At 71.3% G+C, this 15,077-nt stretch carries 15 protein-coding genes; 6 read left to right on the forward strand and 9 right to left on the reverse strand.

Going from position 1 to position 15,077, the window contains the following annotated elements; all coding sequences use genetic code 11:
* Nucleotides 1-2: 2 nt before the first annotated feature.
* Both ACM26Y_RS05205 and ACM26Y_RS05210 read right to left on the reverse strand, forming a co-directional pair.
* The gene (locus tag ACM26Y_RS05205) at nucleotides 3-995 is read right to left on the reverse strand and encodes a zinc-binding alcohol dehydrogenase family protein (protein ID WP_054371205.1); all 993 of its coding nucleotides are present in this window, start codon (nucleotides 993-995) and stop codon (nucleotides 3-5) included.
* A gap of 99 nt (nucleotides 996-1,094) precedes the next feature.
* Nucleotides 1,095-2,621, reverse strand: coding sequence for a CHAD domain-containing protein (locus ACM26Y_RS05210; protein WP_416062832.1), 1,527 nt, complete (start codon nucleotides 2,619-2,621; stop codon nucleotides 1,095-1,097).
* Nucleotides 2,622-2,847: 226 nt separating this feature from the next.
* On the opposite strand from ACM26Y_RS05210, the gene ACM26Y_RS05215 reads away from it, so the two are divergent.
* Together ACM26Y_RS05215 and ACM26Y_RS05220 are read left to right on the forward strand one after the other, a co-directional pair.
* Nucleotides 2,848-3,381, forward strand: a complete 534-nt coding sequence (locus ACM26Y_RS05215) for a flavodoxin domain-containing protein (protein ID WP_225222241.1) — start codon at nucleotides 2,848-2,850, stop codon at nucleotides 3,379-3,381.
* A complete protein-coding gene (locus ACM26Y_RS05220; protein WP_191902363.1) occupies nucleotides 3,371-4,378 on the forward strand; it encodes an Acg family FMN-binding oxidoreductase in 1,008 nt (335 codons plus the stop codon). Before ACM26Y_RS05215 ends, ACM26Y_RS05220 begins: the two co-directional genes overlap by 11 nt.
* 19 nt (nucleotides 4,379-4,397) lie before the next feature.
* Here the strand turns inward: ACM26Y_RS05220 and ACM26Y_RS05225 are convergent, their stop codons facing one another.
* Together ACM26Y_RS05225 and ACM26Y_RS05230 are read right to left on the reverse strand one after the other, a co-directional pair.
* Nucleotides 4,398-4,904 carry an SRPBCC domain-containing protein gene (locus tag ACM26Y_RS05225; protein ID WP_003936463.1) on the reverse strand — a complete coding sequence of 169 codons (507 nt, stop codon included), beginning with the start codon at nucleotides 4,902-4,904 and terminating at the stop codon, nucleotides 4,398-4,400.
* 29 nt (nucleotides 4,905-4,933) lie between these two features.
* Nucleotides 4,934-5,854, reverse strand: a complete 921-nt coding sequence (locus tag ACM26Y_RS05230) for a pseudouridine synthase (RefSeq protein WP_191902364.1) — start codon at nucleotides 5,852-5,854, stop codon at nucleotides 4,934-4,936.
* 100 nt (nucleotides 5,855-5,954) lie between these two features.
* Between ACM26Y_RS05230 and ACM26Y_RS05235 the strand changes: the two genes are divergently transcribed.
* Complete coding sequence (locus tag ACM26Y_RS05235; protein WP_416062833.1) at nucleotides 5,955-6,815, forward strand: universal stress protein; 861 nt, start codon at nucleotides 5,955-5,957, stop codon at nucleotides 6,813-6,815.
* A 3-nt stretch (nucleotides 6,816-6,818) separates the two neighbouring features.
* Here the strand turns inward: ACM26Y_RS05235 and ACM26Y_RS05240 are convergent, their stop codons facing one another.
* Both ACM26Y_RS05240 and ACM26Y_RS05245 read right to left on the reverse strand, forming a co-directional pair.
* Nucleotides 6,819-8,027, reverse strand: a complete 1,209-nt coding sequence (locus ACM26Y_RS05240) for a site-2 protease family protein (protein ID WP_238586191.1) — start codon at nucleotides 8,025-8,027, stop codon at nucleotides 6,819-6,821.
* Nucleotides 7,994-8,893, reverse strand: a complete 900-nt coding sequence (locus ACM26Y_RS05245; RefSeq protein WP_416062834.1) for a universal stress protein — start codon at nucleotides 8,891-8,893, stop codon at nucleotides 7,994-7,996. The genes ACM26Y_RS05240 and ACM26Y_RS05245 overlap by 34 nt, the downstream gene beginning before the upstream one ends.
* Nucleotides 8,894-9,022: 129 nt before the next feature.
* Between ACM26Y_RS05245 and ACM26Y_RS05250 the strand changes: the two genes are divergently transcribed.
* The 3 genes from ACM26Y_RS05250 to ACM26Y_RS05260 all read left to right on the forward strand — a co-directional run bounded on the left by ACM26Y_RS05250 (nucleotide 9,023) and on the right by ACM26Y_RS05260 (nucleotide 11,843).
* Nucleotides 9,023-10,024 (forward strand): alpha/beta hydrolase, encoded by a 1,002-nt coding sequence (locus ACM26Y_RS05250; RefSeq protein WP_289378143.1) that lies wholly within the window; start codon nucleotides 9,023-9,025, stop codon nucleotides 10,022-10,024.
* Nucleotides 10,017-10,895: an oxidoreductase gene (locus ACM26Y_RS05255; protein WP_416062835.1), complete on the forward strand. Its 879-nt coding sequence runs from the start codon at nucleotides 10,017-10,019 to the stop codon at nucleotides 10,893-10,895. Before ACM26Y_RS05250 ends, ACM26Y_RS05255 begins: the two co-directional genes overlap by 8 nt.
* Nucleotides 10,896-10,973: 78 nt before the next feature.
* Complete coding sequence (locus ACM26Y_RS05260) at nucleotides 10,974-11,843, forward strand: oxidoreductase (RefSeq protein ID WP_416062836.1); 870 nt, start codon at nucleotides 10,974-10,976, stop codon at nucleotides 11,841-11,843.
* 10 nt (nucleotides 11,844-11,853) lie between these two features.
* Here the strand turns inward: ACM26Y_RS05260 and ACM26Y_RS05265 are convergent, their stop codons facing one another.
* The 3 genes from ACM26Y_RS05265 to ACM26Y_RS05275 all read right to left on the reverse strand — a co-directional run bounded on the left by ACM26Y_RS05265 (nucleotide 11,854) and on the right by ACM26Y_RS05275 (nucleotide 15,058).
* The gene (locus tag ACM26Y_RS05265) at nucleotides 11,854-12,924 is read right to left on the reverse strand and encodes a potassium channel family protein (RefSeq protein WP_289378146.1); all 1,071 of its coding nucleotides are present in this window, start codon (nucleotides 12,922-12,924) and stop codon (nucleotides 11,854-11,856) included.
* A 96-nt stretch (nucleotides 12,925-13,020) separates the two neighbouring features.
* On the reverse strand, nucleotides 13,021-13,686 hold the full coding sequence (locus ACM26Y_RS05270) for a potassium channel family protein (protein WP_416062837.1): 666 nt from the start codon (nucleotides 13,684-13,686) through the stop codon (nucleotides 13,021-13,023).
* Nucleotides 13,679-15,058, reverse strand: a complete 1,380-nt coding sequence (locus ACM26Y_RS05275) for a TrkH family potassium uptake protein (RefSeq protein ID WP_416062838.1) — start codon at nucleotides 15,056-15,058, stop codon at nucleotides 13,679-13,681. The genes ACM26Y_RS05270 and ACM26Y_RS05275 overlap by 8 nt, the downstream gene beginning before the upstream one ends.
* Nucleotides 15,059-15,077: the final 19 nt, after the last annotated feature.

Genomic DNA, 15,077 nt, shown 5'->3' on the forward strand with positions numbered 1-15,077 from the left:
TTTCACGGAACCAGGACCGCCGCGCCGCCGAAACGGCCCGCGGACAGGTCCTCGAGCGCGTGATCGGCCCGGTCGAGCCCGTACGCGGTGGTGGTGACGTGCAGGTGGTGTTCGTTCGCGAAGCCGAGGAACTCGTGAGCGTCGGAGCGGGTGTTGGCCGTGACGCTGCGCACCTGCCGTTCGCGGAACAGATGCTGCTGATAGTTCAGCGGCGGCACGTCGCTGAGGTGGATGCCGGCGACGGCGAGCGTGCCGCCGGCGTCCAGCGCGGCGAGCGCGGTGGGCACCAGTTCCCCGGCGGGGGCGAACAGGATCGCCGAATTCAGCGGCTCGGGCGGCGCGTCGTACGCGCCCTGTGCCGAGGCCGCGCCGAGGTCCAGAGCGAGCCGACGGGCGGTCTCGCCGCGGGTCATGACGTGCACGCGGGCGCCCCGGGCGAGGGCGACCTGCGCGGCGAGGTGGGCGCTGCCGCCGAAGCCGTACAGACCGAGCACGCCGCCGTCCGGGACCTCGGCACGCAGTAGTGCCCGATAACCGATGATGCCGGCGCACAGCAGCGGGGCGAGTTCCGCGTCCGAATAGCCGGACGGCAGGGGAAGTGCGAAAGCTGCAGGGACGGTGGCATATTCGGCATATCCGCCGTCCTCGTCCCAGCCCGTGTAGGTGGAGTGCGGGCACAGGTTCTCGTCCCCGCGCAGGCAGTACCGGCACCGGCCGCACGTACTGCGCAGCCACGGAATGCCCACCCGGTCACCGATCCGATGCGTGCCGACATCGCCGCCGACGACCTCGCCGACGACCTCGTGGCCGGGGACGACGTGCGGCCGGTGCACCGGCAGATCTCCCTCGCTCACGTGCAGATCGGTCCGGCACACCCCGCAGGCGAGGACACGCACCAGCAGTTCCCCGGACGCCGGTTCGGGTATCGGTTCCCGGACCGGCCGCAGCGGATGTTCCGCCGCGGGCCGCGGCCGGTCGACACGCCACGCTCGCATCTGTCCGGGGGTCACGGGTGTCTCCTTCCGTCGTCCGGGCTCAGCATGCCTCTTCCCGATGGTGGTCGGCCAGGGGAGAAGGACCCGGACGGGAGGGGGTCACTTCCACAGCGGCTTCGCTGCTCGGCGCGCCCGCTTCCACGCGCGTTCGAGCTGCGCGACCTGCTCTTCCCCGGATTCGAGCTCGCGCTGGTAGACGATCCCGAGGCCGAAGCTGGACTCGGCGGTGTGGTCCTGCTCGGACACCATGTCGAGCAGGTGCTCGCGCGCGACCACCGAGTCCTGGAACTCGCCGAGCAGGTCCTGGAAGTCGTCGAAGTGATCGAGGGCGCGTTCGGCGCGCTTGCGGTGCAGCGGCCGCAGCACCTCGATGGCGTAGCGCATCCGCTTGGCGCCCTTGCGGGCCCGGTGGACGAGTTCGTCCCGTTCGGCGTGCGTGGCTGCCTCCCCGGCATGGCGCACCCGGCGCGAGACCTTCTTCGCGAGCCGCGCCAGCGCACGGTCGAGGTCCTTAGGGCGGACCTGCCGTCGCTCTCGGCCGGGGCCGGACCCGACCGTCCCCGCCGCGAGGCCGTCGATCAGCGCGTCGAGCGCCTCCAGCAGGGCCGCGTAGCGGTCCGAGTCCAGGGCGGCGACGGCCTCGAGCCGGGCCGCGTCCGACCGGGCGGAGAAGTACTCGTCGACTCGGGCGCGGATGGCCTCACGCTGCGCCACCACCGGCACCTCCTCGATCCGGCCCACGATGCGTTCCCACTGCACCTCCAGGTCCCGTGAAGGACTGAGTTTCCTTCCCGTCCAACGCAGTTCTTCGACCAGGCCGTCGTCGATCGCGAACGTTCCTGCATACGTCTGCAGGGCGCTGCGGATCCGGCGCAGGGCCTTGCGCATGCTGTGGACGGCGTCCGGGGCGTCCCGTCGTACGCCGATCTCGGCGAGCTCGAGGGTGCGCAGCTCGCCGCGCAGGTAGTCGCGCAGGTGCCCGGCCGGACCGGGAACCTGCTCCTCGGCCGGCAGCAGATCGGCCAGCGCCCGATGCAACTTGGACGGACTGGGGGCCCGCCCGATTCCGGCTGCGGTCAGCCGCTCCTCGACGGCGTCGAGCAACTCGGTTCCGCCCGACGCGAGCTCGACCTCGATCTCGCGCCATCGCTGCGGTTCGCTGCCCTCCTCCCGCGTCGCGGTGACGTCGTCGACGACGATTTCCGCGAGGCCCCGGCCCTCCTCGTCGATCAGGCGGTGGCGCCACCGCTGCGTGTCCAGCACGGCCGCGAGTACGACGGGACGCGCACGGCGCACTCCGCGCAACAGGGCGAGCAATTCGGCCGGAGGCCGGTCGGTGTCGTCGCCCAGCGGGAAGCGCACCTCCGTCCTGGTGTCCGTGCCGGCGGGGAGTTTCGTGTGCCAGCCGGCGTCGTGCCCTCCCTCACGGCGGCGCAGGGTGATCCCGGCGCGCAGCAACCGCAGGTCGCCGGTGTCGTAGTACCGCGCGGACAGCTGCTGCAGTTCGGGTTCGGGGCGACCGCCGACGCCGGGCAGACCCGACAGGTCCGGCAGCTGCTGCCCGTCCCCGGCCGTGTACTTGCGTTCCGATTCCTGAACCGCGTCGATCCTGGGCGGCATGGTCATGCGTCCGACTCCTGTTCCGGCAGGTGCCCTGGGTGTACTCCGCGCGTCGGCGGCGTCCGTCAGACCACTCTGCCACCCGGTCGCCCACCTGCGCCTGCCGTCGAGGATTGCCGCCGCGCCCCCGCCGTCGTGCGCCGCTGCGGGACGTGTGCGCGGGTCCTTCGACTCTGGCCGACCGCGTGCCCGGCGGGCGATCATCGAATAACCTGGGCCGGGGAGGACGCAGATGAGGATTTTGGTCACGGCGGCGAGCAGGCACGGCTCGACCACGGAGATCGCCACGGCTCTCGCGGCCGCCCTGCGCGACAAGGGGGCGCGCGTCGACGTCGTCGCCCCCGAGCAGGTCGACGTCGTGGACGGCTACGACGCGGTGGTCCTCGGCAGTGCCGTCTACCTCGGGCACTGGCTGCACCCCGCGAAGTCTTTCGTCGACCGGCACGCCGACGCCCTCCGCGAGCGCGCGGTCTTCCTGTTCTCCTCGGGCCCGATCGGCGACCAGGACCGGCCCGTGAACAGGCCGTACGATGCCTCCCACGCGTCGGAACGCACCGGCGCGCGGGAGCACCGGATGTTCGCCGGGAAGCTGGATCCGGAGGTCCTCGGCGCCGGCGAACGCGTGGTCGCCCGCATGACCGGAGGGCGCACAGGGGACTTCCGGGACTGGGACGCGATCGGAACCTGGGCTGCGCAGATCGTCGAGTCCGTGGAGCGGCAGGCGGTCGAATCGAGCGGCTGGGGGAGAGACAGCGATGGTTACTGAGATCCGCCCGGACGCCGCGACGATCCGCGATGCGGTCGAGTCGGCGTGCCGGGCGCCGTCTCTGCACAACAGCCAGCCGTGGCGCTGGGAGTGGACGGGCGGACGACTCGAATTGTATGCCGTGGCCGAGCGGATGCTCGGCCACACCGATCCCAGTGGCCGGCAGCTGGTCCTCGGTTGCGGGGCGGCGCTGCACCACGCCCGCGTGGCGCTGTCCGCCGCGTCGTGGATCCCCACGGTGACCCGGCTTCCGGACCCGTCGCGGCCGGACCTGCTGGCCGTGCTCGACTTCGACCGGCCGCACACGGTCGACGCCCGTGACGCGGCCCTCGCCCTCGCGATCGAGGCCCGGCACACCGACCGGCGGCCGTTCGCGGCGCCCACGACCCTGCGCGAAAGTCTGGTGGACCTGGAGAACGCCGCCCGCCGGGAGGGCGCATCGCTGTCGATCCTCGACGCCGGGGCTCGTTCGGACCTCGCCCGGGCGTCGGAGCTGAGTGCGGCGATCCGCGAAGGCGACGACGCCTACCGGCAGGAGCTGGCCTGGTGGACCGGACGCGCGGATCCCGGCGACACCGGCGTTCCGGCATCCGCGCTGCTCGACGAGGAGGCCGCCGGGGACGTCGACGTTGCGCGCCGATTCCCCACGGGCGCAGGGAGTTTGGACACGGTGCAGCCGAAGGTGGACGCGTCGGCGCTGGCGGTGCTCAGCACCCGGAGCGACGAGCGGATCGACTGGCTGCGAGCCGGGGAGGCGATGTCTGCGGTGCTGCTCGAAGCCACCGCGGCACACCTGGCGACGTGCCCGCTCACCCACGTGACGGAAATCGAGGCCAGCCGGGGCATCGTGCGCACGGCGACGGCACGGACCGGGGAGGTCGCAGGATTCCCCCAGGTGGTGATCCGGCTGGGGGCGCGCAGCGCCCGCGGGCTGCCCACCACGTCGCGGCGTCCGGTCGACGAGGTCTTCGTCGACCGGAGCGGAGGGGACGGATAGTCCCGGCCGGACGGGTGGGTCAGTCGGACGGGTTGCGGTACATCTCGGCGAGTTCCCGGGCGCGATCTCCCGGCGACCAGTCCACGTCGCGACCTTCCAGCTGGGCTTCGAGGACCTCGAATCCGGCGTGCCAGTCGGCACCGTGTGCGTAGGCCGAGTCCTCGTCCTCGACGGTGTGCGTGAGCGTCAGCCAGCAGCCGCCGGAACCGTCCGGTACCAGCTCCCAGTGCAGCACCTCGGCGTCCCACATGTATTCGAGGATGCGTCCGGGGTGCACGGCGATGACGGTGCCCGTGGCGGTGTGGTCGGCGGGCAGCCCGAGGCGCTCGGCCTGCTGCTCGGTGGCATGGAAGACGAGTTGGGCACCGGGGGTCAGATCCAGCTCCACTCGGGCCGGGAACCAGGCGCGCAGGTACTCGGGGTCGGTGATGACCCGCCATACGCGGTCCGGGGGATGGGCGAAGGCATGCTGGAAGCGCAGGGCGACGCGGCCGTCGTAGGTGCGCGAAACGATGCCGTTATCCATGGGGTCCTCCAAGACGTGAGCCCGCGCGATCAGCGGGGTCCTGGTGTGCTGTGCCTCCATGCTGCCAGGTTTCGTGCGCTGACGAAGCGGGTCCGTCGACCTGTGTACGGATCGTCGAACTCCACCGCGCGGGCCAGCAGCTGCAGTGGACTCGAATAGTCTTGGGGCGCAACATCGTATGCGGTCGGATAGAGGTTGTCGCCGAGGATCGGCAGACCGAGGGAATTCATGTGGACGCGCAGCTGGTGCGTCTTGCCGGTGCGTGGCAGCAGGCGGTAACGGCCCAGCCCGGCGTCCGTTCCGAGCAGTTCGACCCGGCTGAGAGCATTGATCTCGCCCGGCACCTCGCGCGCCTGCAGCACACCCCGTTCCTTGACGATCCGGCTGCGCACCTCCCGCGGAAACCGCATACCGGGCGCATGCCGGGCCACGGCCTCGTACTCCTTGTCCACCCGCCGGGCGTCGAAGAGCGACTGGTAGGCCCGGCGGGCGCCGGCGTGGACGGTGAACACCAGCACGCCCGCCGTCAGCCTGTCGAGCCGGTGCGCCGGACTCAGTTCCGGCAGGTCGAGTTCGCGGCGCAACCGCACCAGTGCGGTCTCGGCCACCCACGACCCGCGCGGCGTCGTGGCCAGGAAGTGCGGCTTGTCCACCACCAGGAGGTGCTCGTCACGGTGCAGCACGTCGATCTCGAACGGCACTCGCTCCTCGACCGGCGGATCGCGGTACAGGTACACGAATCGGCCCGCTGCGTACGGGGTGTCTTCGGTGATCGTCGTGCCCGCGCCGTCGACGACCTCACCGGCTGCGACCTTCTCGCGCACGCGGGCGGCGTCCGCGGGGAACCGCGCCGACAGGAACTCCGCCACCGTCGCCCAGGAGCCGCCGTCGGGCAGGCGCAGGCGGGTCGGATTCAGGCCGTCGCGGACGGGTAGCGGAGCGCGGCGCACCCCCGCACGGTAACTGTTTCCGTCAACCGTCCGCGCAGCGGCCGGGGTATGGCGACACTGGTGTCGGAACAACCGGGTGGGACGAGACGAGGAGCGGGCAATGGACGATGCGCCGATCGTGGTCGGTATCGACGGATCGGCGCCCGCGCGCGCCGCGCTGCAGTGGGCGGCCGCCGAGGCCGCCGCCACGGACGTGCCGCTGCTGCTCGTCTCGAGCGCGAACGCCGGTGGGATCGGCGCCTCGTCGCCGTTCGTCGACGAACTGCGTTTCACGGCCCGACGTAACCTGGCCTCCGCCACCGAGTCCGTGCAGCGGGAGCACCCGGACCTGTCCGTCCGCACCGAACAGTCGAGCCTGGTGGCCGCGCAGGCGCTGCTCGGGCACTCCGGCCGGGCGCGGATGCTCGTCCTCGGCCGGCGTGGGCTCGGCGAATTCACCGGCGGTCTGGTCGGATCGGTGACCTCGGCGGTGGTCGCGCATGCGCGCTGCCCCGTGGCGGTGATCCCGGGCCCCGACGAGGCCGGACGCGGGGCGAACGGTCCCGTCGTGGTCGGCGTCGACGGTTCGCGGGCGAGCCTGCACGCCCTCGACGTCGCTTTCGAGGCCGCCGACCGCTACGGGGTGCCGCTGGTGGCGGTGCACGCCTGGTCGGATCGTGACCTCGTCGACGTCGTGGCCGGCACGCCGGGAGCGACGTGGGACGACGTCGGCCGGCAGGAGAGCGTCGTGCTCGCCGAGTCCCTCGCCGGGCGCGCGCAGGACTATCCGAACGTCGAGGTGGAACGGGTCGTGGTGCGGGACCGGCCCGTGCGCCACCTGCTCGAGCGGGCGGAGAACGCCCGATTGCTGGTCGTCGGCAGCCGCGGCCGCGGCGGCTTCGAGGGCATGCTGCTCGGCTCGACCAGCCGGGCACTGCTGCACACCACGCCGTGCCCGCTGCTCGTCGTCCGGCGCAGTTAGCGACTACTCCGGCCGGGTCTGCTCGTCCGGCGGGGGAGTGCGGCGGATGGGCAGGCCGAGGGCGCTGCGATCGCAGGCCCGCACCAGGTCGGTCGCCGTGACGATGCCGACGAGGCGGTCTCCCGACACGACGGCCACGAGGTCGAGCCCCGGCCGCAGCAGCACCCGGCTCGCGACCTCGGCGAGCGAGGCGTCGGCCGGTACACGCGCCGACGCGGGCAGCGGCCGGGCCCGGTCCGCGACGGTGACCACCGTGCGTTCGCCCTCGGGGACGGGCGTCAGGTCGGACAGCGACACCACGCCGGTCGGCCGGTTCGCGTCGTCGACCACGGGGAACACCCGGTGGTGCGTGCCGCGGGCCGCGACGGCGAGGAGCTGCGCCACGCTCGCACGCCCAGGCGCGGTCACCGGCGACGCCGTCATGACGTCACCGACCCGGGTGTCGCCGAGCTGGTGCCTCAGCGAGGCGTTCGCCAGCTCGGCGTTGGCTGCGGTCCGCAGGAACCAGCCGAGCAGCATCATCCACAGGCCGCCCGCGCTGCCGAGGGCGAGCGTCTCGGCGGCGCCGAGCAGGATCAGCGCCAGCCCCACCGCACGGCCGGAGCGTGCGGCGCCGCTCGCGGCGGCGAGCCGGTCGCCGGTGCGGCGCCACAACACCGCCCGCACGACGCGCCCACCGTCCAGCGGCGCACCGGGCAGCAGGTTGAACACGGCGAGCACCAGGTTGGTCGCGCCGAGCCAGCCGATCGTCGCGGTCACCAGCGCCGGGACGGGCGGACCGAGGAACGAGGCCGCCGCCAGCGCCACGACGCCGATCACGACGCTCGTGAGCGGTCCGGCCAGCGCGATCCGCAGATCGGCCTTCGGGTTCGGCGGTTCGTCGCGCAGTTCGGACACCCCGCCGAGCAGCCACAGGGTGATCCCGTCCACCCCGACTCCGTAGCGGCCGGCCACCACCGAGTGCGCGAGCTCGTGGGCGAGCAGCGATACCAGCAGGCCCAGGGCCGCGGCGACGCCCGCGATCCAGAACTGGGTGGCGCTCGGACCGCTGATCCGCGCGGGCAGGATCGTCGCGGCCAGCAGCCACGACAGCAGCCCGAGGGTCGCGAGCAGCGACCAGTGGGCCCGGATCTCTATCCCCGCGACCCGGCCGAGCCGGACCGATCCGCGCAGCATCGTCAGACCCCCGGTCGGCAGATCATGGTCGGGCACGGCGCGTGGTACAGCAGCGCCTGACTGGTCGAGCCCAGGAGCAGGCCGCCGAGCAGGCCCCGTCCGTGGCTGCCGACGACGCTCAGCTGAGCCTGCTCCGCCAGTCTCAGCAGCAGGTGCCGGGCGCCGATCTGCTCGACGATCTCGGTGACCGGCACGTCCGGGTACCGTTCGCGCTGCCCGGCGAGACATTCGGACAGCAACGCCGTCTCCTCGGCCTCGACGACCGCCCAGTCGATCAGTTCCAGCGCCGCGGTGCGGCCCGCGACCTCGCCGGCACCCCATGCGTGGGCGGCGAGGACGCCGACCCCGAGCGCCGCTGCCAGGTCGAACGCAGCGGTGACCAATGGGCCGGCGTCCGCGCTGCCGTCGATGCCGACCAGCACCGGCCGGCGGTCCGTGCCCGGTTCGGGTGCCGGATCGCCCCGCCAGAGGACTACCGGGCACGTGGACCGGTGGGCGACGCGCAGCGCGGTGGAACCGGTGAGCAGCGACCCGAGCGCACCCGTGCCGGTGGCGCCGAGCACCAGCATTCGGCTGCGGTCGCCGTGTTCGAGCAGCGCCAGATCGGGCGGGCCCAGATGGACGGTTGTGACCACCTCGAGATGCGGGCGCTGCCGGCGCAGCTCGGCCGCGGTGTCGTCGAGCAGTTCGCGGCCCGACTCGGCGAGGCGCTGGGTGTATTCGGCTCGCGCGCGCAGCGCGGCGTCACTGAAATAGTTCCGGGGGCCGGGCAGCGCGTGGACGAGCTGCAGGTCCGTGCCCAGCCGTTCGGCGACGGCCGCGGCCCAGGTGGCGGCGTGTTTCGCGGCGTCCGAGCCGTCGATTCCGACCGTGACGGGCGGCCTGCCGAGGTCGCTGCTCATTGCGCCTGCCTTTCGGTTCGGCTTTGCTCCATAACGATTATGTGCAAGCCTCGTACGGGCCGACGTGGACCTCTACCGTGTTGTTGCGTAACTGTCGGGGCCCCAGTTGTTGTTGATACAGATGTGCTGATGGAGCCTGGTGTGACTAATACTTCCAGAACCAAGGCCGGACCTCGGGGGGTTCGGACCCTCGTCCGATTCCTGATCGCGGCGCTGGTGCTACCGCTCGCCGTGGCCTTCGCCGGCGCAGGAACCGCGTCGGCGGACCCGTACTCCCGCCTGCGGGAGCACTGGGTGCCCGCGCCCGGCGGTGTCGGCCAGATCAAGGTCCGCATCTGGCTGGCGAACAACGGCAGCAACAAGGCCATGTACCTGCTCGACGGTCTGCGCGCCACCAACGACGTGAGCGGGTGGGAGCACGAGACGAACGCCGCGTGGCTGTCCGACCACGGCGTCAACGTCGTGATGCCGGTGGGCGGTCAGTCCAGCTTCTACACGGACTGGTATGCGCCGAGCAACCTCAACGGTCAGCGCTACACCTACAAGTGGGAGTCCTTCCTCACCGAGAACCTGCCGGACTTCCTTGCCGGCACGTACGGCATCGACCGGTCCAGCAACGCCGTGGTGGGTCTGTCGATGGGCGGCAACGCGGCGCTGATCCTCGCGGCCTATCACCGGGACCAGTTCCGGTTCGCCGGCTCCATGTCCGGCTACCTGAACCTGTCCGCGCCGGGCATGCGTGAGGCGATCCGCCTGGCGATGCTCGACTCCGGGGGTTACAACGCAGACTCGATGTGGGGCCCGCCGTGGAACTCGGCGTGGCTGCGCAACGATCCGTTCGTCGCCGCGCCCAGCATGCGGGGGCTGCCGATGTGGATCTCCGCGGGCAGCGGCCTACCCGGCCAGCACGATCGGCCGAACTCCGCGATCGGCGTGTTCAACACGGGCAACGCGATGGGACTCGAGGCGCTCGCCCTGGCACAGAACCGCGCGTTCCAGGTGCGGTTGGCGACGTTGGGCATCAACTCCGCCCACTTCGACTTCCCGGCCGCCGGTACCCACACGTGGGGCTACTGGCAGGACCAGCTGTGGGCGATGCTGCCCATGATGAAGTCCTCCATCGGTGCCTGAACGGTTCTCCCCGCCGGCACCGGGCGCCCTGCAGGGCCGCACCTTCGTGGTGACCGGGGCGAACAGTGGCCTCGGTGAGGCCACCGCCCGGGCGCTCGGCGCCGCCGGTGCCGACGTGGTGCTCGCGTGCCGGAACGTCGCCCGGGGTGAGGCGGTCGCGGCGGAGATCGGTCCCCGCGCGCAGGTGCGACGGCTCGATCTCGCCGACCTGGCGTCGGTGCGGGAGTTCGCGGGGGGCATCGAGACCGTCGACGTGCTCGTCAACAACGCGGGCGTGATGGCCGTGCCGCTGAGCCGCACGGCGGACGGTTTCGAGATGCAGATGGGCACCAACCACCTCGGGCACTTCGCGCTGACCGGACTGCTGCTCGATCGGCTCACCGATCGGGTGGTGACGGTCTCGAGCGTGAGTCACCGGTTCGGCCGCATCCACCTCGACGACCTGAACTGGGAGCGCCGGCGGCACTACAGCCGTTCCCTGGCGTACGCGGAGTCCAAGCTGGCGAACCTGATGTTCAGCCTCGAACTCGGCCGGCGGCTGGCGGCCGCCGGCTCGCCGCTGCGGGCCGTGGCCGCGCACCCGGGCTACGCGGCCACCGAGGTCGGCACGCACACCGGGACGTGGTTCGACCAGTTGTTCCGCCTCGGGAAGAAGGTGCTCGAACGCACCGCGGCCGAGGGCGCCGAATCCGTGGTGGTGGCCGCCACCGATCCGGACGTGACCGGCGGTTACATCGGCCCGGACCGCTTCTTCGAGTTGTACGGGCCACCGACCGTGGCCGCCTACAGCCGGCAAGCCGCGGATCCGGAGACGGCCCGACGGCTGTGGGAGCTGTCGGAGCAGCTCACGGGCGTGCGGTTCGACCTGTAGCGAACGGCGCCGGCCGGGGCACCGCTCCGGGGCGCGGTTTCTTCCCCCGCATGCTCCGCTCACCGTAGGGTGGCCGACATGACGGCTTGGACCACACGCGACATCCCGAAGCAGGACGGCCGCACCTTCGTGGTGACCGGGGCGAACAGCGGGCTGGGCGCGGTGGCCGCCCGCGCCCTCGGGGCGGCGGGAGCGCGGGTGGTGCTGGCGTGCCGGAACGTGGCAGCAGGCGAAGCCGTCGCCCGGGAGATCGGGCCCGCCGCGCAGGTCCGGCGCCTCGATCTGGCCGACCTGGCATCGGTGCGTGAATTCGCCGCGGGTGTCGACGAGGTCGATGTGCTGGTCAACAACGCCGGTGTGATGGCGGTGCCGCTGCGTCGTACTGCCGATGGATTCGAGATGCAGATCGGAACCAACCATCTCGGCCACTTCGCCCTCACCGACCTGCTCCTCGAACGCGTCACCGACCGGGTGGTGACGATGTCGAGCATCATGCACCGGATCGGTCGCATCGATCTCGAGGACCTGAACTGGGAGTACCGCCGCTACGACCGGTGGCTGGCGTACGGGCAGTCGAAACTGGCCAACCTGCTGTTCACCCAGGAGTTGCAGCGCAGGCTTACCGAGCGGCAGTCCCCGGTCGTGGCGGTGGCCGCCCACCCGGGGTACTCGTCGACGAACCTGCAGTCGCACACCGAGTCGATCCAGGACCTGTTCCTGGGCGTGGCGAACAGGCTGGTGGGGCAGTCTGCCCAGACCGGCGCGCTACCGCTGCTGTATGCCGCCACCGCGCCCGGCGTCGAGCCCGGCGGGTACTACGGGCCGGGCGGACTGTTCGAGATGCGGGGGAGTCCCGAGCGTGTCGAGTCCAATTCGCGCTCGCACGACGAGGCCGTCGCCCGCGGACTCTGGGAGTTGTCGGCGAAGCTGTGCGCGCCGGCCGGATAGCGGCAGCGAGTCAGTCCGAGACGCGCCGGATGTAGAGCAGCCGGTCGCCGGCTACGACCGTCTCCACCTCGGGGGACCCGACCCGCAGCAGGCGGCCGTTGCGTTCGACGCCCAGGACGATATCCGGCAGGTGCCGCGGTGAGCCGCCGACCTCGTCGGCTTCGACTTCACGTTCGGCGATTGCGAAGCCTTCCTCCGGAGTGAGCAGATCCTCGATCATCTCCACGACATTCGGGGTGAGCGTGGCGGCTCCGAGCAGCCGGCCCGCGGTTTCGGAGGAGATGACCACGGTGTCGGCGCCGGACTGACGGAGCAGGTGCGTGTTCTCCGACTCGCGGATGGCCACGACGATCTTGGCGGTGGGGGCGAGTTCGCGAGCGGTGAGGGTGACGAGCACCGCGGCGTCGTCGCGGTTGGCGGCGACGACGATCGAGTCGCAGTGCGGCACCCCGGCCAGGCGCAGCACATCGGACTTGGTCGCCGAGCCCTGCACAGTGACCAGGCCCCGGCCGTTGGCGGCGTCGAGCACCACCGGGTCGGTGTCCACGACGACGATGTCCGAGGGCGCGGCGCCGTCGCCGAGCATGGCATCGACTGCGGTGCGGCCCTTGGTGCCGTAGCCGACGACCACAGTGTGGCTGCGCACCCGGTGTCTCCAGCGTTGGATGCGGAAGGTCTGGCGAGAGCTTTCGGTCAGGGCGGAGAGGGTGGTGCCGACCAGGACGATCAGGAAGAAGATCCGCAGCGGGGTGATGACCAGGACGTTGACCAGGCGGGCCTGGGGTGTGAGGGGAGTGATGTCGCCGTAGCCGGTGGTCGAGAGCGACACCGTCGCGTAGTAGATGCAGTCCAGCAGCGACAGCTCGTTGTCCTGGGTGTCGGAGTAGCCGTCGCGGTCCAGGTAGACGACGAGCACCACCAGCGCCAGGGCGATCAGGGCGTATCCGATCCGGCGCACGATCGCGCGGCCCGGACTGGTCTGCAACTGCGGCACCCGCAGGATACCCACCAGTGCGAAATCGGGTCGCTCGGTCAAGTTGTCGGAACGGCTGAATCGCGCCCGGAGTGTGCTACCGGGCACGGCCGGCGCCGTTCGGTGCCACGGCCCGGCCGGAGTCCGGGATCGCCTGGTGCGCTGTCGGAGACATCGTCAGCAGCCTACGTCGTACCGATGCCGTCAGGTCAGTTCGCTGAAGCGCTCGGTGTTGCGGACCTGGCCGGAGACGATGATGGTGTCGTCCGGGGCCAGCACGGTGTCGGCGGTGGCGTAGGTGAAGCCTTCGCCGGGGCGCTTGATCGCCACGACGGTGACACCGAAGTCGGTGCGGACGGCGGTGTCGCCGAGGCGCCGGCCGATCGCGAATGCGGGCGGGGTGGTCTTGACCATCGCGAAGCCGTCGTCGAACTCGATGTAGTCGATCATCCGTCCGCGGACCAGGTGGGCGACCCGCTTGCCCATGTCGTGTTCGGGCCGGACGACGTGGTGCACCCCGATCTGGGTGAGGATCTTCGCGTGCGCGTTGCTGATGGCCTTGGCCCAGATGTTGTGCACGCCCAGGTTGATCAGGGCGGAGGCGGTGAGCAGGCTGGCCTCGAGATCGGAACCGATGCCCACGACGGCGCGGCCGTACTCGTGCACCGACAGTTGCCGCAGCGATTCCTCGTCCGTGGTGTCGGCGACCACGGCGTGGGTCAGGCGGTGGGCGACCTTCTGCACCACGGCGTCGCTGGCATCGATGCCGAGGACCTCGGTGCCCTGGCTCATCAGCTCGAGCGCGAGCGACTTGCCGAACCGCCCGAGCCCGAGCACGGCCACCACGTCGGAGGTAGGTTTCCTAGCCAATGAAGGGCCTTTCTTCCGGGAGTTCGTAGCGCCGGCCGCGTTCGCGGGCGGCGAGAGCGCTCACGAGGGTGATCGATCCGATGCGGCCCAGGTACATCAGGAGCACCAGGATCAGCTGACCCCAGACCGGCAGTTGCGCCGTGATCCCGGTCGACAGCCCGACCGTGGCGAACGCGGAGGTGACCTCGAACAGCAGGACGTCGAGGTCGAACGAGGTCCCCGCCAACAGGGCGATGGTCGGCACCATCACCAGGGCGACACCGATCAGGGCCACCGACAGCGCCTGACGCTGCACCCGGGTGTCGATGCGCCGGTCGAACACGGTCACCGACCGTTCACCGCGGACCTCGGCCGCGATGACGAACAACAGCAGCACGAAGGTGGTCACCTTGATGCCACCGGCGGTGCCGCCGCTGCCGCCTCCGATGAACATCAGCACGTCCGTCACCAGGAGGGTGGCGGGGTCCATCTGGCCGTAGTCGACGCTGTTGAACCCCGCGGTGCGGGGCATGACGCCCTGGAACGCGGCGACGAGCACCTTCTGGCCGAAGTCGTAGTGCTGCAGGGTGCGGGTCCATTCGAGCACCAGCACCAGCACGGGTCCCACCACCAGCAGGACCGCGGTGACGGTCAGGGTCAGCCGGGTGTGCAGGCTCCAGCGGTGGCTGCGGCCGCGCAGGTGCCGGGTCACTTCGAACAGGACCGGGAACCCGATGCCGCCCAGGACGACCGCGACCATGAGCGGCACACAGATCCAGGGATCGTCGGCGAAGCCGATGATGTTGTCGCTGTAGAGCGCGAAGCCGGCGTTGTTGAACGCCGAGACGGAGTGGAACACCCCCAGCCACACCGCACGCAGGGGTGGTTCCTCGTAGCCGAGCGCGAACCGCGCTGCCAGCGCCACCGCGGTGACCGCTTCGATGAGCACGCTCATCCGCACCACGCCGACAACGACCGAGCGGACGTCGCCGAGTCCGGACGCACGCACCTCGGCGGCGGTGTTCAGCCGGGCCTTGAGACCGATCCGGTTGGCGAGCAGCAGGCCCACGAGCGAGGCCATGGTCATGATCCCGAACCCGCCGGCCTGGATCAGGGCGAGGATGACGCCCTGGCCGAAACCGGACCAGTGGGTGGGTGTGTCGACGACGACCAGGCCCGTCAGGCACATCGCCGAGGTCGCGGTGAACAGGGCGTCGACGACGGAGGCCGCGGCGTCGGGCTGGCGCGCCGCGGGCGTGAGAAGCGCGGCCGTGCCGACGGCGATCGCTGCGGCGAAGCTCAGCGCCACGACCCGCACCGGGGTCAGCGTCGCCCGCGTCGCCAGCCGCCGCAGCAGCAGGGACGGCGCATATGCGCCGGCGGGTGTTCTCACCCGGAGGAGACTAGCCCCG

It is taken from the genome of Rhodococcus indonesiensis, assembly GCF_047782815.1.
GTDB lineage: Bacteria > Actinomycetota > Actinomycetes > Mycobacteriales > Mycobacteriaceae > Rhodococcus > Rhodococcus indonesiensis.